Source organism: Pseudomonas sp. SR18, from assembly GCF_023701505.1.
In the GTDB taxonomy this organism is placed as follows: domain Bacteria; phylum Pseudomonadota; class Gammaproteobacteria; order Pseudomonadales; family Pseudomonadaceae; genus Aquipseudomonas; species Aquipseudomonas cyclaminis.
In genome coordinates this window covers 129,407-151,021 of sequence record NZ_JAMQAU010000012.1, presented here as the reverse complement: position 1 = coordinate 151,021, position 21,615 = coordinate 129,407, and the positions used below count along the sequence as shown (strand labels likewise).

Below are 21,615 nucleotides of genomic sequence, written 5' to 3'. Positions count from 1 at the left end.
CAAAAACAGCCGCTGTCCAACCGGCGGCATGGGGCGTCCCTGCCCCATCAAATGGGCATCAGCAGAAGGTGTGTGATGAAGCGCGTGGCCTGGCCAGCCGGATGGCTGAACGTCGGGAAGCGACGGTGAAGGCCGCCTGTCTACATCGTCATGGCAAGACCTTGGCGTTGTGCTGGACCTTGACCCCAAAATCGTCGAGCGTTTCGAACGCTACGGTCGCAGCGCTGCTCGGCGCAGTCTTGAGGCTGGGCAGCTCAAAGCGATTGCGCCCGCCCGGAATCACCATGTTTGCGGCACTTGAAGCCGATGTTTCGCGGGGATGACGCTGCCCGGCTACCTGCACTTCAATCTGCTCGAAGGTCACGTGGTAGGGGCTTGGGTTATAGACTTCCAATGCCTGGTGTTGCCCCGTGGATACGACGCGCCACTGCAGTTTTCCAGGCGCGGCGTTGACGTCGTAAGGCAGGGTCGATGGGCGATAAAGCAGCTTGATCCGGGAGCGAAAAGCCAACTGCAACTGATTGCCTTGTTGGGCGTCTGGCGACTGCGAGGGCACTTCCAGCAGGTTGAACCAGAACAGGCTTTCCTGCGCCGCCGCAAGCGTTGCTCCGGTGTAGGCCAGGCGCACAACCTGTTGTTTTCCGGGCTCCATCCGAAAGATCGGCGGCGTGACCACAAAGGGGATGCCGGCCAGGTCCGGCGTCGAGTATTCGTCTCCATCGTCCAGCCAGGTCTGCACCAGTACCGGTGTCTGGTTCTTGCTGTCGAGCCTGACGATGACCTCCCTGGCGGCCTGCGGGTAGACAATTCGGGTGCTGTGGATCACGACGCTCGCATACGGGGCGTGGCTGGCGAACAGCACAACCACCGCTGTCAGCAGCTTGGCCAGCCGGTGTGAAAGGGAAGCGGTCTTCATGCGAAAGGTCATCCTGCGCAAGAGGTGCACAGATTCGCCGAGTGGCGTACCCGTGCACCAAAGTCGCTGACGGTGGTGAATTCGATGCTGCTTGCGCCACGGGGGCGATTGCGCAGCAGCGGCAGCACAAACAGTTTCACGTCACCGGCCGGGAGTAACAGGCCGTCGTTGGCGTCCTTGCTGGGCGCCTTGCTGAACCGTTTGCCGTCGCTCAGCAAGTCGAGCGAGGCCAGTGAAATATGGTAGGGCGTGGGGTTGGTAGCCTGCAGGGCAAAACCTTGTTCGTGGGCCACCAGTGCCCACTGCAATTTTTCCGGGGCGTTGCCAACGGTATAGGGCAGTGCCTGTGGCCTGAGGAACACGCGCAAGCGGGTGCGAAATGACAGTTCGATCTGGTTTTTTTGCGCCGCATCCAGCGCGCGCGGTGGTACTTCCAGAATGTTCAGCCAGAACAGGCTTTCGCGGTCGTTGGGCAGTGGTTCGCCGGTGTAGCGCAGGCGCAGCGCCTGTTGCTGGTAGGGCTCGATCCGGAAGATCGATGGCGACAGCGTGAACGGCACCTGTGTTGTCGCCGGTGTGGAGTGCCGGTCGCCCCTGTCCAGCCAGGGTTGTACCAGTGCGGGGCGGTTTCCCTTGTTTTCCAGGCGCACCACGACCTCCGGTTGTCCGACAGGGTAGATCACTCGCGTGCCGTGAATAATTACGCTGGCATGGGAGGGCGGCGCCAGTGGCAACAACACGCCAAACGCAAAGGCAGCAAGCCAGGCTGTTTTTTTCATCGTCTGAAGTCTCATGGCATAAGGCGGCCTGCATGCACAGGCTTGCCCGGCCTTACTCGGCGTATTCGATCGTAAAGCCAACGCGGGTGCTGACCTTGCCTTCGCTAGCGGGCCCGCTTGCGTATATTTGCGCGGCCAGCGGGATAACGGCCTGGTTGTCGGCGATTACCACGCCTGCCGATTTCTCGGTGTAGACATTAATGGGCGAGCCATCACGGTTAGTCACTTCGACCTGCACATTCTTGGCGTGGGTGGTGTCGGACGGGTCGTCGTAACCGTCGATGTTCAAGCGCCCGGTGGCCACGTCGATGGCCGGGCTGGTCGGGTCAAAGGCAACCATGGCGGTGCGGCCGTTGGTGCAGCTGCCCTCGCCGGGCGCGCCAATACGAAGGGTGAAGCCCGTCAGGTTGGCGCGATTCCCCGCCGTCGCCAGGCGTGCGGCAGACACGCCGCCCAGGTTGACGTCCTTGACCACCTTGCCCGCGCCCGGTTCAGCCCCTTCGACCGTGCAGGTCACATCCGTCACCAGGCCGCTGAAGTTGATAACGCCATCAGCGGCATGCGCAGAGTGTGAGACAGCGCCAGCCAAGGTCAGAGCTGCGGCAACGTGGGATAAAGCGATGAGTTTCATGGAGTGTCCAGTTGTGAATGACTTGGTTAATTGCCACAGGTAAAGCGCGGTGTTCTGAATGCTTGGCATGTGGTGGGCGACATAATTTGTATCGAAAAGTGAATTTCATCTATAGAGATGTATCGAGTTTTGGTTCGAGATAGTTCGAAAGTGTATTGTTTTATTTAAAAATTTTACGAGGGCGTGGCGTGGCATAAAAGTTGTTATAGGAAAGTTCTGTAAGGGAACTCTGTAAGATGCAGCGCTATATATTGCTGTGCAGTATTGAAGCCTGTGTTTGGCTCAGGTAATAAACAGGCTGTGTGCGGCGCTGTATTTGCTTATGCGGGAGTCTGGAATGCCAACTTCAAAAGGCAATACGTGTACCGTGATGTTGCTGGATGACCATGAAATGGTTCGCCAGGGCATCGAGTTGAGCCTGAATATGGAGCCCGATCTTGAGGTGATCGGTTCCTTCGGGACCGGCAGGGATCTGCTGGACGCCCTGGGCCGGCGGCCGGCGGATGTCGTGGTGATGGACTTTATCCTGGCACCGTCGCAAAGCGATGGCCTCAGCCTGATCCAGGCGTTGAATAGACGCTTCCGCCAATGCAGGCCTTTGATTGTCTGTTCCCATTACACGCCTGCAACGGTATCGCTGTCTTTGAAGGCAGGCTGCTGGGGCGTTCTGGGTAAAACTCAGAATCTGACTGAGCTGATTACCGCTATCCGAACGGTCGCCCAAGGGCGCATTTACTTGCAGCCTTGTATGGTGCCGGCGTTGCAAGGCATGCAGTCCTTTGCCCATGTTGCGAATATGAAGTCGAAGCAGGATGTATCAACGCCGATGCAGTTGAATGTGTGTCTCACGCCCAAAGAGCAGGAAGTACTGCGGTGTTTTCTGGATGGGATGTCGGTGAATTCCATTGCAGCAAAGTTTTCGCGCAGTGCAAGTACCATCAGTACGCAAAAACAATCGGCCTATCGAAAGTTGGGCATCAAGAACGACAGTGAACTATTCAAGTTTACCCAGCAGTTCGGCGAACCTGGCTGACGGGTTTTCAAACCGTGTCTTCCAGATAACGCAATGCCAGCCGCTCTGTCGCCAGCCGGGCCGGTAACAGCAAATGCGGCGCTACCAGCATCATGATTTGATACACCACCACCCGTACCTCACCTTCGCGATCAAGTATCCGCTGGTAATCCAGCGAGAACAGCAACGTCATGGTGATCTGCTCCACCAACTGGCCCAGCGCCTGGGTGTCACTGACCACCTGCCCCGCGGCCTTCAATCGAGCCAGCAATGAGGCCAGTGTGCGTTTAAGTGCCGTGAGCAGGCTGCGAATGCCCTTGGCCAGTTTCGGCAGGCGTCCTGCCAGGTTGGACAAGTCCTGGAACAGAAACCGGTAGTGGGCCATGCGCTCGACGATCAGGTGCAGGAACAGCCAGTAATCCTCCGCCTTCAGTTGTGCGTCTGCGGGCGGGTCCAGCAACGGTGCCAGCTCACATTGAAAGCGTTCGAACAGGCCAATGACCAGCGGCTCCTTGCCATGGAAGTGGTAGTAGAGGTTGCCTGGGCTGATCCCCATTTCATTGGCCACCTCCATGGTCGATACATTCGGCTCGCCCTTGTGGTTGAACAATTGCAGGGCACATTCAAGGATTCGGTCGCGGGTCTTCATCCAGTCTTCTTAATGTGATCGTTGAGCTCAGCGCACCCGCACATAGGTGCCCGGTGCCGCTTCCATCGGTGGGTAATTCTGGTTGCCCAGGGCGGTGAGGGTTTCGCGCTGCACGCCCGAGCGCTGCTGGATCCACTCCAGCCACTGGGGCCACCAACTGCCTTCGACATGATTGGCGTCGTAGTACCAGGCGCGTGGATCGCTGCTCAGCTTGAGGTTTTCGACGTAATTGGCCTTGGGGTTGCCCGGCGGGTTGAGGATGCTCTGGATATGCCCGCTGTTGGACAGCACGAAACGCCGATCGCCGCCCAGCAATTGCGTGGAGCGGTACACCGCGTCCCACGGCGTGATGTGGTCGTTGATCCCGGCCACGCTGAAGCTGTCCACCGTCACCTTCTGCAAGTCGATGGGCGTGCCGCACACCTCCAGGCCGCCGGGATGGCTCAGTGGGTTGTGTTTGAAGAAGTCCAGCAAGTCGCCGTGCAGCGCGGCGGGCAGGCGCGTGTTGTCGTTGTTCCAGTACAGGATGTCGAAGGCAGGTGGTTCCTTGCCCAGCAGGTAATTGTTGATCCAGTAATTCCAGATCAGGTCGTTGGGGCGCATCCACGCAAAGACCCTGGCCATGTCGCGGCCGTCCAGCACACCTTGCTGGTAGGAACGACGCTTGGCGGCTTCAAGGGTTTGCTCGTCGGCGAACAGCATGGCGGGGCTGTCGATCTGGCTGTCCAGCAGGCTCACCAGGTAGCTGGCGCTGGAGATGCGGCGCAGTTGGCGCTTGGCCTGCAAGTGGCCTTGCAGGGCGGCGATGGTCAGGCCACCGGCGCAGGCGCCCATCAGGTTGACCTCGCGGGCGCCGGTGATCGCGCGGCAGACGTTGAGCGCTTCTTCCAGCGCCGCCACATAGGTGGACAGGCCCCATTCGCGGTGGCGCACATCCGGGTTGCGCCAGCTGACCATAAAGGTCTGCAGGCCATTTTTGAGGGCGTACTGCACAAAGCTGTTGGCCGGGCTCAGGTCGAAGATGTAGTACTTGTTGATCTGCGGCGGCACGATCAGCAGCGGCTTGGCGTACTGCTTTTCGCTCATGGGCTTGTACTGGATCAGCTCCAGCAGCTCATTGCGAAACACCACTGAGCCTGGCGTAGTGGCGACGGTCTTGCCCACTTCAAAGGCGTGTTTGCTGACCTGGCGCGGCAGGCCGTTGTTGTGCAGCAAATCTTCAAACAGGTTGCTCACGCCGCGCACCACGCTGTTGCCGCCGGAGTTGAGCAACTCCTTGATCGCCAGCGGGTTGAGCAGGGTGTTGGAGGGTGATACCGCATCGTTGAGCAAAGCGAAGGCGAAGTGCGCACGGGCGCGGTCATCGGCGTTCAGGGAGCTGTCGTCGATCCAGTGGCGGGTCTGTTTCTGCCAGCTCAGGTAGGCTTGCAGGCTGCGCCGATAGAACGGGTTGAGCGTCCAGGTCGGATCGACGAAGCGGCTGTCCCTTGGGTTGGGCTCGTGCACCGTCTCGCCCATCAGCACGCGCCCGAGTTGACCGCCCAGTGCCAGGGCATGCCGGGCGGTATGCACCGGGTTGCGCAAGCCATGGGCAGCGACGCTGCGCAGTGTGGAGAGCAAGTCCCGACCGCGCAGGCCGGTGATCGCACTTTGGGCGTTGATGAACGCGGCGGGTGTGGGCGCCGGGTTCGTCACGGGTCTTTCTCGCATGAGCCAACACTCCTTCGTCAAGCCATCAACAGGCACGCCAATTCAGAACCATAGTCGGTTCCTGGCAAGTTGCGCGGCGGTGCGGTCCTTACACTGCCGGTCGCGGATGAATCACAGCGCGCAGGCGCTCCTCCTCCAGAAACTTCATGATGATCGGCGCCACGGCTTCGGCCCGGGTGATCAGGAACAGGTGGCCGTCATCGATGATGTGCAACTGCGCGTTGGGAATGCGCCAGGCGAGCATGCGCATGTTGACCAGCGGGATCAGCGGGTCGTCGTCCCCGGCCAGCACCAGCGTGGGCTGGCGGATCTTGTGCAGCCAGTGAATGCTGGTCCATCCCAGCCCCGCAAACAGCTGCCAGTAGTAACCCAGCTTGCCGGCCGAGCGCACTTTGCTGGCGTGTTCGGCGGCCAGCTTGGAATCGCGGCGGAACGAGCCGCCGTAGATCATTGGCGCAATTCGCACCACGTGGGAGGGTTGAATGTATCGTCTCGGGCTCGCCATCAGCCACAACACCTTCGGCTTGCCGGGCACCATAAAGGCCCCGGCGGCGGTGGCGGCCAGGATCAGCTTCTTGCAGCGTTCCGGGTAGTCGTAGGCGAACTGCTGCGCCAACGCACCGCCCCAGGACACCCCCACGGCATTCACCTGGCCGTAGTCCAGGTAATCGAGCATGCGTGCGGTGAGCTTGGCCAGGCCGGGAAACCGATAGGGCCGCTTGGGCGTCGACGAACCGCCCACGCCCGGTACATCGAAGGCGATCACTTCCAGGTCCGGGTCCAATGCCTGGACGAACGGAAACACCAACTCAAGGTTGGCGCCGATGCCGTTGAAAATCAGCAATGGCGTCAAGTGAGGCTTGCCTGGGCGTACCGCCGTACGGATGGTCTGGCCATCCAGGTCGATGGTACGAAAGATGAACGGTTGCGGCATGCTCAAGCCCTGTGAGATGTGACGGTTGGAATGCAGGCCAAATGTGGGAGGGGGCTTGCCCCCTCTCACACTTGACCGCATTTCAATTTAGCGTTCGTGTACATAGGTGCCCGGTGCCGCTTCGGCTGCGGCGTAGGTTTTGTTGCCTAATGTCGTCGGTGCCTTCTTCAGTTTGCCCGCCCGTTCCGCCTGCCACGCCTGCCAATGCAACCACCACGAATCAGTGTGCTTGGTCGCGTTCTCCTGCCATTCCAGTGGCTTGCCCGCGAGACTGTCGCTGGTCTGGTAGCGCGCCTTGGGGTTGCCCGGTGGGTTGAGAATGCTCTGGATATGCCCGCTGCTGGACAACACAAACTCCACCTTGCCGCCAAACAACTGCGCAGATTTGTAGCAGGACTGCCACGGTGTGATGTGGTCATTGGTGCCGGCCAGGGAGTAGATGTCGGCGGTGACCTGCTTGAGATCGATCGGCGTGCCGCACACTTCCAGTGCGTTGGCGCGTACCAGTGGGTTGTTCTTGAACAACTCGATCAGGTCGCCGTGGAAGGCGGCCGGCAAGCGTGTGGTGTCGTTGTTCCAGAACAGGATGTCGAACACCGGCGGTTCGTTGCCCAGCAGGTAGTTATTGACCCAGTAGTTCCAGATCAGGTCGTTGGGCCGCATCCAGGCAAATACCTTGGCCATGTCGCGGCCTTCGAGCACGCCGGCCTGGTAGGAATGGCGCTTGGCCGCTTCCAGCGTCTGCTCGTCGACGAACAGCGCCACCTGGGTATCCAGTGTGGTGTCCAGCACACTGACCAGCAGGGTCAGGGCGTTGACCTTTTTCTCCCCCAGCGCGGCGTAGTGGCCGAGCAGGGCGGTGCAGGTAATGCCGCCGGAGCAGGCGCCGAGCATGTTGATGTCTTTGCTGCCGGTAATCGCCGTGACCACATCGACCGCTTCCTTGAGCGCCTCGATATAGGTCGACAGGCCCCATTCGCGCTGGGCCTTGGTCGGGTTGCGCCAACTGACAATAAACGTCTGCTGGCCGTTGCGCAGGCAGAAACGCGCCAGGCTCTTATCCGGGCTCAGGTCGAATACGTAGAATTTGTTGATCTGCGGCGGCACCACCAGCAGCGGGCGTTCATGCACCTGTTCGGTGATCGGCTTGTACTGGATCAGCTCCAGCACATCGTTGCGAAACACCACCGCGCCTTCAGTGGTGCCCAGGGACTTGCCCACTTCAAAGGCGCCCATGTTGACCTGGCTCGGCATGCCGCCGTTGTGCACCATGTCCTTGGCCAGGTGCGACAAGCCATCGAGCAGGCTCTTGCCGCCGGTTTCAAAAAAGCGTTTGACCGCCGCCGGGTTGGCCGCGCTGTTGGTGGGGGCCATGGCTTCGGTCATCAGGTTGATCACGAAGTGGCCACGGCTGATGTCCTGGTCCGACAGGCTGCTGTCGCCGATCCAGTCGTGCAGTTCCTTGCGCCACGCCAGGTAGGTTTGCAGGTAGCGCTTGTAGAGCGGGTTCTGGCTCCAGGCCGGGTCGTGGAAGCGACGGTCATCGCTCTCAGGTACCAGCTCGGATTTGCCGAACATCACATTTTTTAACTCAATGCCAAAATGCGCGACGTGCTTGACGCTGTGCAACGGTTGCTTGATGGCTTGGGTCAGCACCATCTTCGCTGAGGCCAATAAATCCTTTTTGCGTAACGCGATGATCGGGTTCAGCCCCAAGGTGTTTTCCGAGGCCTGGCGTTTCAAGTCATCGTTGTTCTTGTTACTCATCTACGACGCTCCATTGTCCGAAAGACGAGTACCGGGTACCGCTGTGCACCACCTTCGATACACAACACAAGCCTGGTACTGCGACTCGGGTGACCGTTGATACCGCATCGTCAAATGCAGGGAACTTGCCAGTTCCATTGGTTACCCGAGTTTAATTTTTTTCGCAAGCGGGCCAATCATTGACCACGCGACAGGGCATTCAAACAGATGAAATTAGAAAATGCCCTCTAAAGAGCGAGAGGCCTGGACTAGAGCATCAGCCGCACGACGGACTCACTCGGGTCGCGGGTTTTGCCGGCGGCTTTGAGCTCGGCGAGATAATCAGCCCACAGCGCGTCCTGACGCACGGCCAACTGATAGAGGTAGTCCCAGGTGAACAGTCCGCTGTCATGGCCGTCGTCGAAGGTCAATTTCAGTGCGTACTGACCGGCCGGTTCTACCTTGATCAACTTAACGTTGAGCTTGCCGAATTGCAGGATGGGTTTGCCGTGGCCCTGGACTTCAGCGGAAGGCGAGTGGGTGCGCAGCAACTCGGCGGGAAGTTGGTACACCTCATCGGGCCCATAGGTGAGGCCGAGAGTGTTGGAGGTTTTGTGCAGGTTTACAGCAGTAGGAAACTTAGCCATATGAGGTGATCCTGAATAAACCGGCTTAAAAATGTGGGAGGGGGCTTGCCCCCGATAGCCATGTGTCAGTCAGCATACATCTATCTGACAGACCGCCATCGGGGGCAAGCCCCCTCCCACATTGAAGCAAAGCAGTTGTGTGTAAGGCTTACAGAATATAGCGCGACAAGTCTTCGTTCTGCGCCAATTCACCCAGGTGGCTGTTGACGTAATCCGCGTCGATCTTGATCACCTCGCCGTTCTGCGCACCGGCCAGGTCACCGGCGCTGAAGGACACTTCTTCCAGCAGGCGCTCCAGCAGCGTGTGCAGGCGGCGAGCACCGATGTTCTCGGTCTTCTCGTTGACCTGCCAGGCGATCTCCGCCAGGCGCTTGATGCCGTCCGCCTGGAACTCGATGCCCAGCCCTTCGGTTTTCAACAGCTCACGGTACTGCTCGGTGAGTGAGGCGTGCGGTTCGCTGAGGATGCGTTCGAAGTCGCCAGGGGTCAGTGCCTTGAGTTCCACGCGAATCGGCAGTCGGCCTTGCAGCTCCGGCACCAGGTCGCTTGGCTTGCTCAGGTGGAACGCACCGGAGGCGATAAACAGGATGTGGTCGGTCTTGACCATGCCCAGCTTGGTGTTCACGGTGCAGCCTTCGATCAACGGCAGCAGGTCGCGCTGTACGCCTTCGCGGGACACATCGACGCCGCCGGAGTTGCCGCGCTTGGCCACCTTGTCGATTTCGTCGATAAACACGATGCCGTGCTGCTCGACCGCTTCCAGGGCCTTGGCCTTGAGTTCTTCCTCATTCACCAGGCGCCCGGCCTCTTCGTCGCGCACCAGTTTCAACGCGTCCTTCACCTTGAGCTTGCGGCTTTTCTTCTTGCCCTTGCCCATGTTGGCAAACAGGTTCTGCAACTGGCTGGTCATTTCTTCCATGCCAGGCGGTGCGGAGATATCGACGCCGGAGACTTCGGCGACTTCAATCTCGATTTCCTTGTCATCCAACTGACCTTCGCGCAGGCGCTTGCGGAACAGCTGACGGGTGTTGGAATCGGACGACGGCGCCGCGTCTTCATTGAAACCCATGCGCGCAGGAGGCAGCAGGGCATCGAGGATGCGTTCTTCGGCAGCGTCTTCGGCGCGGTGGCTGACCTTGGTCACTTCCTGCTCGCGCAGCATCTTCAGGGCAGCGTCGGCCAGATCACGGATGATCGATTCGACGTCACGGCCCACATAACCGACTTCGGTGAACTTGGTCGCTTCGACCTTGATGAACGGGGCATTGGCCAGCTTGGCCAGGCGCCGGGCGATTTCGGTTTTACCGACACCGGTCGGGCCGATCATCAGGATGTTCTTGGGCGTCACTTCAACGCGCAGTTCTTCGGGCAGTTGCATCCGGCGCCAGCGGTTACGCAGCGCGATGGCAACGGCGCGCTTGGCATCGTCCTGGCCGATGATATGGCGGTTGAGTTCGTGGACGATTTCGCGGGGAGTCATGGACATAGTGTTTGGCGGCCTCAAGCGGGAACAAGCCTACGGCTTACTCGGCGAGGTCCTGCTCCTCAATGGTGAAGTTGTGGTTGGTGAACACGCAGATGTCGCCGGCGATACCCAAGGCAGTCTCGACGATTTCGCGGGCCGACAAATCGGTTTTCTTCAACAGTGCGCTGGCCGCGGCTTGAGCGTAGCCACCACCGGAACCCATGGCGATCAGGCCGTGCTCGGGTTCAACCACATCGCCGTTACCGGTGATGATCAGGGATGCGTCTTTGTTGGCTACAGCCAGCATGGCTTCCAGGCGGCTGAGGGAGCGGTCGGTGCGCCATTCTTTGGCGAGTTCGACGGCGGCGCGTACGAGGTGGCCCTGGTGTTTTTCCAACTGGCCTTCGAAGCGTTCGAAGAGGGTGAAGGCGTCGGCGGTAGCGCCAGCAAAACCGGCAAGCACCTGGCCGTGGTACAGGCGACGGACTTTCTTCGCGTTGCCTTTCATCACGGTATTACCCAGGGAAACCTGGCCGTCGCCGCCCATGACGACTTTGCCGTGGCGACGTACTGAAACGATGGTGGTCAAGGGGAGAGTCTCCACGCAGCGGGGCGAAAATGCCCTGATGGAAACTGATATGGGGGTGGTGGGGGTGATTTCAACCTTGGGTGGTTAGGGCGGACGAATGGTGTCTATTGGTCTGACACACTTTCGCGAACACCGAGAAACCAATGTGGGAGGGGGGGCCTCCCACATTTGACCCCTGTTGAGCCTGAATCAGCGGCTCTGGCGTTGTTGTAACAACAGGTTGCTAAAGCCGGCGCCAGCCAATTGCTTCTGCGCTACGGTCAATTGTTCGCGGTTGCTGAACGGCCCTACCAACACGCGATACCAGGTCGCGTCCTTCACCGTGCCGGATTCCACCGTCACCGTTTGCCCCAGCAGAATGATCTGCGCACGTACACGATCCGCATCCGCCTGTTTCGGGAACGAGCCCGCTTGCAGGAAGAATTTGGTCACCGGCGCCGCTTTGGTCTCGGCAACTGGCGGCGCTGGCGGCGGGGTGATGCCGGCCAGTGCCGCTTGAGCGCGGGCGGTGTCGATCTTCGCGGCCTCAGCCGGCGTAACCGGAGTGGTCGGCACTTGTGGCGTCGGCAGGGTTTTCTCCGGCACGGCGTCGGGCGGTACGATCACTTCCGATTCGGGCAGCAGCGTGTAGAAGTCGTACTTCGGCTTCACGGGTGCAGTCGGGCTCGGCGCCGTCTTATTGGCTTCGGCCATTTTGGTGGCCTTCTGCTGCTCCTGTTTGACCCGTTTGACGTCATCGCCCTGGCCAGGATCCAGCTTCATCAGGAACACGATAAACGCACCGACCGAAAGACCGATGGCCATCCACAACCAGCCCGGAATCGGCTTCTTTGCCGGGGCCTGGTAGCGGCTGGCGCCGCGCTTGGGTGCAGGTTTTTTCTTGGCGGCCAACTTACATACGCTCCAGAGTTTCCAGGCCCAACAGCTCCAGGCCTTGCTTGAGGGTCCGTCCGGCCAATGCGGCAAGGCGCAGGCGGCTTTGCTTCTGGGCTTCGTCGTCGGCGCTGAGGATCGGGCAGTTCTCATAGAAGCTGGAGAACAGGCCGGCGACTTCATACAGGTAGGTGCACAGGATATGCGGCGTGCCTTTTTCGCCGACGCTGTTCAGCACTTCGCCCAATTGCGCCAGTTTGGCGGCCAGTTCCTGTTCGTGGGGTGCGTCCAGCACGATCCGGCCTTCGACTTCGCTGAAGTCCTTGCCCAGCTTGCGGAATACGCCGGCCACGCGGGTGTAGGCGTACAGCAGGTACGGCGCGGTGTTGCCTTCGAAGTTGAGCATCAGCTCGAAGTTGAAGCTGTAGTCGCTGGTGCGGTGTTTGGACAGGTCGGCGTATTTCACTGCGCCAATGCCCACCACGCGGGCGATGTTGCGCAGGTCAGCTTCGGCCAGTTCCGGGTTCTTTTCCTTCACCAGGTTGTAGGCGCGGTCCTGGGCTTCGTTGAGCAGGTCGATCAGCTTTACGGTGCCGCCGTCGCGGGTCTTGAACGGACGGCCATCGGCGCCGTTCATGGTACCGAAGCCCATGTGTTCCATGAGCATCGGGTGAGTGACGAAGCCCGCACGGCGCGCCACTTCGAACACCTGCTGGAAGTGCAGCGCCTGGCGCTGGTCGACGAAATACAGCGCTCGATCGGCCTTGAGCACGCCACTGCGGTAGCGCACGGCCGCCAGGTCGGTGGTGGCATAGAGATAGCCGCCATCGGCCTTGACGATGATCACCGGCAGCGGCTCGCCGTCGGCAGTCTTGAATTCTTCGAGGAACACGCACTGCGCGCCGTTGCTCTCGACCAGCAGGCCCTTGGCCTTGAGGTCGTTGACCACATTGATCAGGTCGTCGTTGTAGGCGCTTTCGCCCATCACGTCCGCCATGGTCAGCTTGACGTTGAGCAGTTCGTAGATTTCCTGGCAGTGGGACAGCGAGATGTCCCGGAAGCGACCCCACAGCTCCAGGCATTCCTGGTCTCCGGCCTGCAGTTTCACCACCAGGCCACGGGCGCGGTCGGCGAATTCTTCGGACTCGTCGAAGCGCTTTTTGGCGGCGCGGTAGAAGTTTTCCAGGTCCGACAGCTCGTTGCTGGTGATCGGGTTTTCCTGCAGGTAGGCCATCAGCATGCCGAACTGGGTGCCCCAGTCGCCCACGTGGTTCTGACGGATCACGGTGTCGCCGAGGAATTCCAGGACCCGTGCCACGCCATCGCCAATGATGGTCGAACGCAAGTGGCCGACGTGCATCTCTTTGGCAAGGTTGGGTGCCGACAGGTCGATGGCCACGCGCTGAACGGGACCTGCCTTGCGCACGCCGATCTTGGCGTCGGCCAGGGCGGCATCGAGGCGCGAAGCCAATGCCTGGGTGTTCTGGAAGAAGTTGATGAACCCAGGGCCGGCGATTTCGGCCTTGGTCACGCTTTCGTCGACCGGCAGTGCGGCGATGATTTTTTCCGCCAGGTCCCGTGGCTTCATGCCGGCCGGCTTGGACAGCATCATCGCGATGTTGCTGGCGAAGTCGCCGTGGGTCTTGTCGCGGGTGTTTTCCACCTGGATCGCCGGCGTCAGGCCTTCAGGCAACACACCTTCGTTGACGAGTTGGGTGAGGGCTTGTTGGATCAGCTGGCGAATGGTGTCTTTCATGGTGTTCTCTTTCGACCGCAAGCGGCGGCGCGCGATGCGCAGGTGGAAAAACTGGGCATTATCCGTGGCGAGGGCGGGCTTGCCAACCTTCGCGGGACCTGTGGCGTGGGTTAATACAAATCTACCGGGTCTACATCCAACGACCATCGCACCTGTCGGCCGCTGGGCATTTGCTCCAGGGCAAGCAACCAGCTACTTAATAGTCGATGCAGCGGTGCGCGAGACGTTGCCTGCAAGAGTAGTTGAGCGCGATACCGTCCGGCACGGCGCTCCATGGGCGCGGGCACCGGGCCGAGTAGTTCGATGCCGGTGAGGCCCAGTTCGCCGAGCAAACCCTCGGCGATGCTGCAGGCTTCATCCAGAAAACCTTCGGCCTGGCCCGGTTTGTGGGCTTCGGCGCGCAGCAGCGCCAAGTGTGCAAACGGCGGCAGGCCGGCGGAACGGCGTTCGCTCAGTGCCTGCTCGGCGAAGGCGAAATAGCCCTGCTCGGTCAGTTGGATCAGCAAAGGGTGGTCAGCCAGGTGCGTCTGGATAATCACCTTGCCCGGCTCCTCTGCGCGCCCGGCGCGACCCGCGACCTGCACGATCAACTGCGCCATGCGCTCGCTGGCGCGGAAGTCGCCGGAGAACAAACCGCCGTCGGCGTCGAGGATCGACACCAGGGTCACCCGTGGAAAGTGGTGGCCTTTGGCGAGCATCTGCGTACCCACCAGGATGCACGGCTGGCCTTTCTGAATGGTGGCGAACAGCTGATTCATCGCGTCCTTGCGCGACGTGCTGTCGCGGTCGACCCGCAGTACCGGGTAATCCGGGAACAGAATGCCCAGGCGTTCTTCGGCACGTTCGGTGCCTGCGCCCACTGGTCGCAGGTCGACTTTGCCGCACTGCGGACAGTGGCGGGGCACCCGTTCTACATGGCCGCAGTGGTGGCAGCGCAGTTCGCCGTGGCGTTGGTGCACGGTCATGCGTGCGTCGCAGCGCTCGCATTCAGACATCCAGCCGCAGTCATGGCACAGCAGCGTCGGTGCAAAGCCCCGGCGGTTGAGAAATACCAAAACCTGCTGGCCGGCGGCGAGGGTCTGGCCGATGGCTTGCTGCATCGGCCCGGAAATACCGCTGTCCAGCGGACGGCTTTTGACGTCCAGGCGCAGGAATCGTGGTTGCTTGGCGCCGCCGGCACGCTCATTCAGGCGTAGGAGGCCATACCGACCGGTGTAGGCGTTGTGCAGGCTTTCCAGGGACGGGGTGGCAGAACCGAGCACAATCGGAATGCCTTCCTGGCGTGCGCGCACCAGCGCCAGGTCGCGGGCGTGGTAGCGCAGGCCTTCCTGCTGTTTATAGGAGCCGTCGTGCTCTTCGTCGATGATGATCAGGCCCGGGTTCTTCATCGGCGTGAACAGCGCCGAGCGGGTGCCGATAATAATGTCGGCCTCGCCATCCCGCGCCGCCAGCCAGGACTCCAGGCGTTCACGGTCGTTGACCGCCGAGTGCACCAGGGCGATGCGCGCATTGAAGCGCTGCTCGAAACGCGCCAGGGTTTGCGGGCCGAGGTTGATCTCCGGGATCAATACCAGCGCCTGCTTGCCGGCTTGCAGGGTTTCGCGGATCAACTGCAAATAGACTTCGGTCTTGCCGCTGCCGGTGACGCCGGCCAGCAGGAACGCATGGAAACTGTCGAAACCTGCGCGAATCGCTTCATACGCTGCGCGTTGCTCGGGGTTGAGCGGCAATTCCGGCTGGGCCAGCCAGTGTTCGTGGCGCGGGTCCGGGGCGTGCTTGCGGATTTCCACCTGCACCAGGCCTTTGGCGAGCAGCAGGTCGAGGCTGTCCTTGCTCAGCATCAGCTTGCTCAAGAGCTGATGCGCCACGCCGTGGGGATGCTGCGCCAGCGTGGCCAGGGCTTCACGTTGACGCGGGGCGCGGGCGATGCGCGGGTCGTCGAGGCGTGCACCGGGCACTGTCGACCAGAATCGTTCCTGGCGTGCTTCGGCCAACTCGCCCTGGCGCAACAGCACCGGCAGCGCCCAGCTCAGGGTGTCGCCCAGGCTGTGCTGGTAATACTGGGCGGTCCACAGGCACAGCTTGAACAGTGCGGGTGGCAATGGCGCGGTGGCGTCCAGGATCGCCAGGGCCGGTTTGAGCTTCTCGGCGGGGACTTCGCTGTGATCGGCGACTTCTATCAGGACGCCGATCATTTCCCGTCGGCCAAAGGGTACACGCACGCGCATGCCTGGCTGCAATTGCGCTCGCAGCACGCCGGCCGGGGCCCGGTAGTCGAACAGGCGGCGCAGGGGCGAGGGCAGGGCTAGGCGCAAAATGGCGTCGGGCACGCGGGGTTCCATAGTAAGGAGGGTGATGAGCAAGGGCGGGAGCCTAGCAGACGGGGGAAGGCTTGGGTATGCCACGGTTTTCTGATGAAAGGGGCTTTTATGTGGGGAATCGACCGTAAGGTCCGCTTGCGCGTTTAAAAAGGTCTGGTAGAATCCGCGGCCTAATTACGTGCGGTATTCGACAATAGTGTCGAGTGGCGGCACGCTAGCCCGAGGAAGTGCCATGAAAGCCGATATCCATCCAGCGTACGAAACCATCGAAGTAACCTGCAGCTGCGGCAACAAGTTCGAAACTCGCTCGAACCTGTGCAAGCCACTGGGTACTGACGTATGCAACGAGTGCCACCCGTTCTACACCGGTAAGCAGAAGACTCTGGACACCGGCGGCCGCGTACAGCGCTTCGCAGATCGCTTTGGTGCTTTCGGCAAGAAGCCTGCTACTCCAGCAGAGTAAGGCTCAAGAGCCTTATGGGCTTTTGCCAGCTGTTAAAAAAGGCGTCCCTTGCGGGCGCCTTTTTTATGCCTGGGATTTGGCTGTCGGCCGCCCACGCGCAGGTGTTTTGCCCTGTACCGACGTCTGCGGCCCAGGTCGACGTGCAGCGTGTAGTGGATGGCGATACGGTGCGTCTCAAGGATGGCCGGAGCGTGCGGATGATCGGCCTCAATGCGCCGGAGACTGGTAAAAGGGGCCGCACCGACGAGCCGTATGCTGTGGCCGCACGCCAGCGTCTGCAGGCATTGGTGGCTGCCAGCGGCGGCCGCGTTGGCCTGGTACCGGGGCGTGAGCCCAAAGACCATTACGGTCGTACCCTGGCCCACCTTTATGGTGCCGACGGCGAGAACCTGGAGGCGCAATTGCTGGCTGAGGGCCTGGGATTCCAAGTGGGGGTCGCGCCCAATGTGGATCTCGTCGCCTGCCAGCAGGCTGCGGAAAACAGCGCCCGTCAGGCAGGTCTGGGCCTCTGGCGGCAATCGCCGGTGCAACCCGTGGCACAGCTCAAGCAATCCGGCTTTGCCTTGGTCAGTGGTCGTGTGAGCAAGATCGAGCGCAATCGCGGCGGTGTCTGGATCGAATTGCAGGGTTCACTGGTATTACGCATTGCACCCGATCTGGCCCGACAATTCGACAGCAGCTTGCTAAATGGTCTGCAAGGCAAGACAGTCGAGGCGCGTGGCTGGGTGCAGGATCGCGCCAGGCGCGGCGGCCTGAAACGCGGTCAGGCGCGCTGGCTGTTGCCGCTGACCGATCCCGGCATGATTAAATCGACGTTTGAATAAATAATTGTAGACATTTTTTAAGTCGATTGTGAACAGTCTAGCCCTTGTATCCCGTGGCTTTAGACTAAAGTACGTCGCTGCGGGGCCTTGACACCCGTGACTGCCCAGTCTTGTAGGGGCTTTACGACACGAGTATCCTCGGCGGTCCGTCGACCAACAGTAAAAGCGGAATGCCGATATGTCTGATTTGAAAACTGCCGCTCTCGAATATCATGCCCATCCTCGTCCAGGAAAGCTGAGTGTAGAGCTCACCAAAGCCACTGCCACTGCCCGCGATCTGTCGTTGGCCTACAGCCCTGGCGTGGCTGAGCCCGTACGTGAAATCGCTCGTGACCCTGAGCTGGCTTACAAGTACACCGGCAAGGGCAACCTGGTTGCAGTGATTTCCGATGGCACCGCGATTCTCGGCCTGGGCAACCTCGGCCCATTGGCGTCCAAGCCAGTGATGGAAGGTAAGGGCGTGCTGTTCAAGCGCTTCGCCGGCATTGACGTTTTCGACATCGAAGTCGACTCCGAAAGCCCGCAGGCCTTCATCGACACCGTCAAGCGCATCTCCATCACTTTCGGTGGCATCAACCTGGAAGACATCAAGGCACCTGAGTGCTTCGAGATCGAAAAGGCCCTGATCGAGCAGTGCGACATTCCGGTATTCCACGATGACCAGCACGGCACCGCGATCGTTACCGCGGCCGGCATGATCAACGCCCTGGAAATCGCTGGCAAAACCCTGTCCGACGCCAAGATCGTCTGCCTGGGCGCCGGTGCTGCGGCCATCTCCTGCATGAAGCTGATCGTGAGCATGGGCGCCAAGCTGGAAAACATCTACATGGTCGACAGCAAGGGCGTGATCCAGTCCGAGCGTACCGACCTGAACCAATACAAGGCGATGTTTGCCCACCCGTCCTCCAAGCGCACCCTGGCTGACGCCCTTGACGGCGCAGACGTGTTCGTTGGCCTGTCCGGCCCGAACCTGCTGAGCGCTGAAGGCCTGAAGTCCATGGCGGCCAACCCGATCGTGTTCGCCTGCTCCAACCCTGATCCGGAAATCGCTCCGGAACTGGCTCACGCCACCCGTAGCGACGTGATCATGGCCACCGGCCGTTCGGACTACCCGAACCAGGTCAACAACGTTCTGGGCTTCCCGTTCATCTTCCGTGGTGCCCTGGACGTTCGCGCCAAACGCATCAACGAAGAGATGAAAGTGGCTGCCGCCAACGCCCTGCGTGAACTGGCCAAACTGCCAGTGCCTCAGGACGTGTGCGACGCCTACGGCGGCGCCAAGCTGGAATTCGGCCGTGAGTACATCATTCCGAAACCAATGGACAAGCGCCTGATCACCCTGATCTCCGATGCCGTGGCCAAAGCCGCCATCGAGACCGGTGTGGCCACCCTGCCGTATCCGAAGAACTACCCGCTGCAAAGCGTGGATGATGTGTTCAACGGCTAAGCCGTTGTAGCGCACCAACAAAAAGCCCCGGCTCGTGAGAGTCGGGGCTTTTTGCTGTGTGGTAATTAATTTGAGCCTTGTGAATATCTGAATGTGGGAGGGGGCTTGCCCCCGATAGCGGTGTGTCAGCCACCCAATGAGTTGGCTGATCCCCTGTCATCGGGGGCAAGCCCCCTCCCACATTTGGTTCTGCGTAGGCTTGAGGTCCAGGTTAGAACAGGTCGATCGGCGCCGCCTCGTCAGCCGGCAGCGGGCTGCCCGGTGCAACGCCGTTACCCAGTTCATTGACCGAAGGCGGCGTGTCTTCGCTCTTGAACAGCTCGAAGTACGCGTTCGGCGTGCTTGGCGATGCCGCACGGCCACTCACCGGGTCGATCCGCAGGCTGAGGATGCCTTCCGGCTCCGGCTGGGTATGCAGCGGCTTGTCCTTCAGCGCCGCGCCCATGTAGCTCATCCAGATCGGCAGCGCGACCGTGCCGCCGAACTCGCGGCGGCCGAGGCTTTCCGGCTGGTCGTAACCGGTCCACACGGTGGTCACGTAGTCGGCGTTATAGCCGGAGAACCAGGCATCCTTGGATTCGTTGGTGGTACCGGTCTTGCCCGCAATGTCCGCACGGCCCAGGGCCAGGGCACGGCGGCCGGTGCCTTTTTTGATCACGTCTTCGAGGATGCTGTTAAGGATGTACGTGGTCCGGCCATCCACGATGCGCTCGGCCACGGCGGGTGCCTGCGGCTCCGGTGCAGCAGCATTTGCGGCTGGCGCAGCGCCTGGGGTTGGCTCAATGGTGATACCGCCATTGCTCGGCGCTGCCAGCCCGTCAGTGGCTGCCACACCGTTGACCACATCGCCCGGCACTCGCGGCGGGTTGGCGGTGAACAGGGTATCGCCATTGCGGCTTTCGATCTTGTCGATCAGGTACGGCGTGATCTTGTAGCCGCCGTTGGCAAACGTGCTCCAGCCGGTAGCGATTTCCATCGGTGTGAGCGTCGCGGTGCCGAGGGCCAGGGACAGGTTCGGCGGCAGGTCCGACTTGTTGAAGCCAAAGCGCGTGATGTAGTCGATGGTCTTGCCAACGCCCATCGCCTGCAGCAAGCGGATCGATACCAGGTTGCGCGACTTGTACAGCGCCTCGCGGATACGGATCGGGCCGAGGAAGGTGTTGGTGTCGTTCTTCGGGCGCCAGACCTTGTCCAGGTACTCGTCGACAAATACGATCGGCGCGTCGTTGACCAGGCTGGCAGCGGTGTAGCCGTTATCCAGTGCGGCGCTGTAGATGAACGGCTTGAAACTTGAGCCCGGCTGACGCTTGGCCTGTGTGGCGCGGTTGTAGTTGCTCTGCTCGAAGGCGAAGCCACCCACCAGGGCGCGGATTGCACCGTTCTGCGGGTCCAGCGAGACCAGCGCGCCTTGGGCCAGCGGTACCTGGCTGAATTTCAGGCTGTCGTCTTTTTGGCGTAACACGCGGATCAGGTCACCCACTTGGGCCACGTCCGACGGCTGCTTGGGCATCGGCCCCATGCTGTTGGTATTCAGGAATGGGCGCGCCCACTTCATGCTGTCCCAGGCGACATGGGCTTCGCCGGCACGGGTCAATACCTGCACGCCGTCTTTCTTCACCTGGGTCACGATGGCCGGCTCCAGGCCACTGATTGCGCGTTGCTTGCCCAGCTCGGTGGTCCAGGCGCTGAGGGTTTTGCCCGGCAGGCGCGATTCAGGGCCACGGTAGCCGTGGCGCTGGTCGTAGGTGATCAGGCCCGAATGCACTGCGTCATTGGCGATGTCCTGCAAGTCGCTCGGAACCGTCGTGGTCACACGGAAACCTTCGGTGTAGGCCTCGCTGCCATAACGGCCGACCATCTCGGCACGCGCCATTTCAGCAATGTAGGGGGCGTTCACTTCCGGCGTCGGCACGTGATAGCTGGCGTTCAGCGGCTCGGCTATCGCGTTCTCATAAGCGGCTTGGTCGATCTTGCCCAGTTTGTACATGCGCCCCAGGATCCAGTCGCGGCGCTCTTTGCTGCGCGCCGGGTTGGCCAGGGGGTTGAAGCGCGAAGGCGCCTTGGGCAGGCCGGCAATCATCGCCATCTGCGCCAGGCTGGCGTCGCGAATGGACTTGCCGTAGTACACCTGGGACGCGGCTTCGATGCCGTAGGCGCGGTTGCCCAGGTAGATCTTGTTGACGTACAGCTCAAGGATCTCGTCCTTGGTCAACTGACGTTCGATCTGCAATGCCAGCAGGATCTCGGTGGCTTTGCGCGAAAAGCTGCGTTCGCTGGTGAGGAAGAAATTCTTCGCCACCTGCATGGTGATCGTGCTGCCACCCGATTGAATGTGTCCGCTTTTTACCAATTGCGTGGCGGCGCGCACCAGGCTGCTGGGGTCGACGCCATAGTGATTGGCAAAATTATCGTCTTCGGCAGACAGCAGGGCGCTGATGAAATTGGGCGGAATGTCGGCAAAACGGATCGGTGTGCGGCGCATTTCGCCGAACTCCGCGATCAGTTTTTCATCGCTGCTGTAGACCCGCAAAGGAATCTGCAACTGGATACTTCTGAGTGCCTCTACGGAGGGCAAACCCGGACTAAGGTAGAGGTAGGCCCCGCTGAGTACGAGCAGCAGCCCGCAGACGATCGCGACAATGGAGTACCCGAAAAACTTCAGCAGACGAATCAAGGCTTTTGGATTTCCAGAGAAAAGAATGGGTTACGCGTCGGGGCATGCATGGCAAACGATGGATCAACCCGAGCTGCAGATAAAAAGCGGGGAAAAACGCTGGGCATTAAAGCATTTTTCGCCTTGGGGCGTCATTCGCGGCGCTTGAACAAGTCGACCGAATGCAGGGTGTACAACAG

19 protein-coding genes are annotated in these 21,615 nt (G+C 60.8%); 5 read left to right on the top strand and 14 right to left on the bottom strand.

Annotation, left to right across the window (positions count from 1 at the left end):
• Positions 1-148: 148 nt before the first annotated feature.
• The 3 genes from NDJ82_RS18470 to NDJ82_RS18460 are packed head-to-tail and all read right to left on the bottom strand — an operon-like array spanning position 149 to position 2,326.
• The gene (locus tag NDJ82_RS18470; RefSeq protein WP_250926029.1) at positions 149-916 is read right to left on the bottom strand and encodes a fimbrial biogenesis chaperone; all 768 of its coding nucleotides are present in this window, start codon (positions 914-916) and stop codon (positions 149-151) included.
• 8 nt (positions 917-924) lie between these two features.
• Positions 925-1,695: a fimbrial biogenesis chaperone gene (locus tag NDJ82_RS18465; RefSeq protein WP_191959764.1), complete on the bottom strand. Its 771-nt coding sequence runs from the start codon at positions 1,693-1,695 to the stop codon at positions 925-927.
• A 52-nt stretch (positions 1,696-1,747) separates the two neighbouring features.
• Positions 1,748-2,326, bottom strand: coding sequence for a fimbrial protein (locus NDJ82_RS18460; RefSeq protein WP_158879053.1), 579 nt, complete (start codon positions 2,324-2,326; stop codon positions 1,748-1,750).
• A 370-nt stretch (positions 2,327-2,696) separates the two neighbouring features.
• Here NDJ82_RS18460 and NDJ82_RS18455 point away from each other — a divergent pair, with 370 nt between their 5' ends.
• Positions 2,697-3,359, top strand: coding sequence for a response regulator transcription factor (locus tag NDJ82_RS18455; protein WP_112193048.1), 663 nt, complete (start codon positions 2,697-2,699; stop codon positions 3,357-3,359).
• 7 nt (positions 3,360-3,366) lie between these two features.
• On the opposite strand, the gene NDJ82_RS18450 is transcribed toward NDJ82_RS18455, so the two are convergent.
• The 10 genes from NDJ82_RS18450 to NDJ82_RS18405 all read right to left on the bottom strand — a co-directional run bounded on the left by NDJ82_RS18450 (position 3,367) and on the right by NDJ82_RS18405 (position 16,037).
• On the bottom strand, positions 3,367-3,987 hold the full coding sequence (locus NDJ82_RS18450) for a TetR/AcrR family transcriptional regulator (RefSeq protein ID WP_099583808.1): 621 nt from the start codon (positions 3,985-3,987) through the stop codon (positions 3,367-3,369).
• 27 nt (positions 3,988-4,014) lie between these two features.
• Positions 4,015-5,697, bottom strand: coding sequence for a class II poly(R)-hydroxyalkanoic acid synthase (gene phaC, locus NDJ82_RS18445; protein ID WP_191959763.1), 1,683 nt, complete (start codon positions 5,695-5,697; stop codon positions 4,015-4,017).
• Positions 5,698-5,785: 88 nt separating this feature from the next.
• The gene (gene phaZ / locus NDJ82_RS18440) at positions 5,786-6,631 is read right to left on the bottom strand and encodes a poly(3-hydroxyalkanoate) depolymerase (RefSeq protein WP_017526534.1); all 846 of its coding nucleotides are present in this window, start codon (positions 6,629-6,631) and stop codon (positions 5,786-5,788) included.
• A gap of 87 nt (positions 6,632-6,718) precedes the next feature.
• Complete coding sequence (phaC, locus tag NDJ82_RS18435; RefSeq protein ID WP_099583805.1) at positions 6,719-8,398, bottom strand: class II poly(R)-hydroxyalkanoic acid synthase; 1,680 nt, start codon at positions 8,396-8,398, stop codon at positions 6,719-6,721.
• 248 nt (positions 8,399-8,646) lie between these two features.
• Positions 8,647-9,024 carry a gamma-butyrobetaine hydroxylase family protein gene (locus NDJ82_RS18430; RefSeq protein WP_099583804.1) on the bottom strand — a complete coding sequence of 126 codons (378 nt, stop codon included), beginning with the start codon at positions 9,022-9,024 and terminating at the stop codon, positions 8,647-8,649.
• Positions 9,025-9,172: 148 nt separating this feature from the next.
• A complete protein-coding gene (gene hslU, locus NDJ82_RS18425; protein WP_158879056.1) occupies positions 9,173-10,510 on the bottom strand; it encodes an ATP-dependent protease ATPase subunit HslU in 1,338 nt (445 codons plus the stop codon).
• A gap of 37 nt (positions 10,511-10,547) precedes the next feature.
• On the bottom strand, positions 10,548-11,078 hold the full coding sequence (gene hslV / locus NDJ82_RS18420) for an ATP-dependent protease subunit HslV (RefSeq protein ID WP_010563201.1): 531 nt from the start codon (positions 11,076-11,078) through the stop codon (positions 10,548-10,550).
• 189 nt (positions 11,079-11,267) lie between these two features.
• Complete coding sequence (locus NDJ82_RS18415; protein WP_112193053.1) at positions 11,268-11,969, bottom strand: SPOR domain-containing protein; 702 nt, start codon at positions 11,967-11,969, stop codon at positions 11,268-11,270.
• Between the two features lies 1 nt (position 11,970).
• Positions 11,971-13,707: an arginine--tRNA ligase gene (argS, locus tag NDJ82_RS18410; RefSeq protein WP_099583800.1), complete on the bottom strand. Its 1,737-nt coding sequence runs from the start codon at positions 13,705-13,707 to the stop codon at positions 11,971-11,973.
• A 110-nt stretch (positions 13,708-13,817) separates the two neighbouring features.
• Positions 13,818-16,037 (bottom strand): primosomal protein N', encoded by a 2,220-nt coding sequence (locus tag NDJ82_RS18405; RefSeq protein WP_099583798.1) that lies wholly within the window; start codon positions 16,035-16,037, stop codon positions 13,818-13,820.
• Between the two features lie 223 nt (positions 16,038-16,260).
• Between NDJ82_RS18405 and rpmE the strand changes: the two genes are divergently transcribed.
• The 3 genes from rpmE to NDJ82_RS18390 all read left to right on the top strand — a co-directional run bounded on the left by rpmE (position 16,261) and on the right by NDJ82_RS18390 (position 18,762).
• A complete protein-coding gene (gene rpmE, locus NDJ82_RS18400) occupies positions 16,261-16,491 on the top strand; it encodes a 50S ribosomal protein L31 (RefSeq protein ID WP_049710411.1) in 231 nt (76 codons plus the stop codon).
• Between the two features lie 14 nt (positions 16,492-16,505).
• Positions 16,506-17,315 (top strand): thermonuclease family protein, encoded by an 810-nt coding sequence (locus tag NDJ82_RS18395; protein WP_191959762.1) that lies wholly within the window; start codon positions 16,506-16,508, stop codon positions 17,313-17,315.
• 178 nt (positions 17,316-17,493) lie between these two features.
• Positions 17,494-18,762 (top strand): malic enzyme-like NAD(P)-binding protein, encoded by a 1,269-nt coding sequence (locus NDJ82_RS18390; RefSeq protein WP_099583795.1) that lies wholly within the window; start codon positions 17,494-17,496, stop codon positions 18,760-18,762.
• Between the two features lie 211 nt (positions 18,763-18,973).
• On the opposite strand, the gene NDJ82_RS18385 is transcribed toward NDJ82_RS18390, so the two are convergent.
• A complete protein-coding gene (locus NDJ82_RS18385) occupies positions 18,974-21,433 on the bottom strand; it encodes a penicillin-binding protein 1A (protein WP_371929515.1) in 2,460 nt (819 codons plus the stop codon).
• Here NDJ82_RS18385 and NDJ82_RS18380 point away from each other — a divergent pair.
• The gene (locus NDJ82_RS18380) at positions 21,402-21,584 is read left to right on the top strand and encodes a hypothetical protein (protein ID WP_162633353.1); all 183 of its coding nucleotides are present in this window, start codon (positions 21,402-21,404) and stop codon (positions 21,582-21,584) included. The genes NDJ82_RS18385 and NDJ82_RS18380 overlap by 32 nt on opposite strands.
• Positions 21,585-21,615 lie beyond the last annotated feature (31 nt).

Coding starts and splice junctions, on each gene's coding strand:
- hslU (WP_158879056.1), bottom strand. CDS start 10,510: ATGTCCATGACTCCCCGCGAAATCGTCCACGAACTCAACCGCCATATC.
- NDJ82_RS18470 (WP_250926029.1), bottom strand. CDS start 916: ATGAAGACCGCTTCCCTTTCACACCGGCTGGCCAAGCTGCTGACAGCG.
- NDJ82_RS18455 (WP_112193048.1), top strand. CDS start 2,697: ATGTTGCTGGATGACCATGAAATGGTTCGCCAGGGCATCGAGTTGAGC.
- phaC (WP_099583805.1), bottom strand. CDS start 8,398: ATGAGTAACAAGAACAACGATGACTTGAAACGCCAGGCCTCGGAAAAC.
- NDJ82_RS18465 (WP_191959764.1), bottom strand. CDS start 1,695: ATGAAAAAAACAGCCTGGCTTGCTGCCTTTGCGTTTGGCGTGTTGTTG.
- NDJ82_RS18450 (WP_099583808.1), bottom strand. CDS start 3,987: ATGAAGACCCGCGACCGAATCCTTGAATGTGCCCTGCAATTGTTCAAC.
- NDJ82_RS18460 (WP_158879053.1), bottom strand. CDS start 2,326: ATGAAACTCATCGCTTTATCCCACGTTGCCGCAGCTCTGACCTTGGCT.
- NDJ82_RS18390 (WP_099583795.1), top strand. CDS start 17,494: ATGTCTGATTTGAAAACTGCCGCTCTCGAATATCATGCCCATCCTCGT.
- rpmE (WP_049710411.1), top strand. CDS start 16,261: ATGAAAGCCGATATCCATCCAGCGTACGAAACCATCGAAGTAACCTGC.
- phaZ (WP_017526534.1), bottom strand. CDS start 6,631: ATGCCGCAACCGTTCATCTTTCGTACCATCGACCTGGATGGCCAGACC.
- NDJ82_RS18430 (WP_099583804.1), bottom strand. CDS start 9,024: ATGGCTAAGTTTCCTACTGCTGTAAACCTGCACAAAACCTCCAACACT.
- NDJ82_RS18395 (WP_191959762.1), top strand. CDS start 16,506: ATGGGCTTTTGCCAGCTGTTAAAAAAGGCGTCCCTTGCGGGCGCCTTT.
- phaC (WP_191959763.1), bottom strand. CDS start 5,697: ATGCGAGAAAGACCCGTGACGAACCCGGCGCCCACACCCGCCGCGTTC.
- argS (WP_099583800.1), bottom strand. CDS start 13,707: ATGAAAGACACCATTCGCCAGCTGATCCAACAAGCCCTCACCCAACTC.
- NDJ82_RS18380 (WP_162633353.1), top strand. CDS start 21,402: ATGGAGTACCCGAAAAACTTCAGCAGACGAATCAAGGCTTTTGGATTT.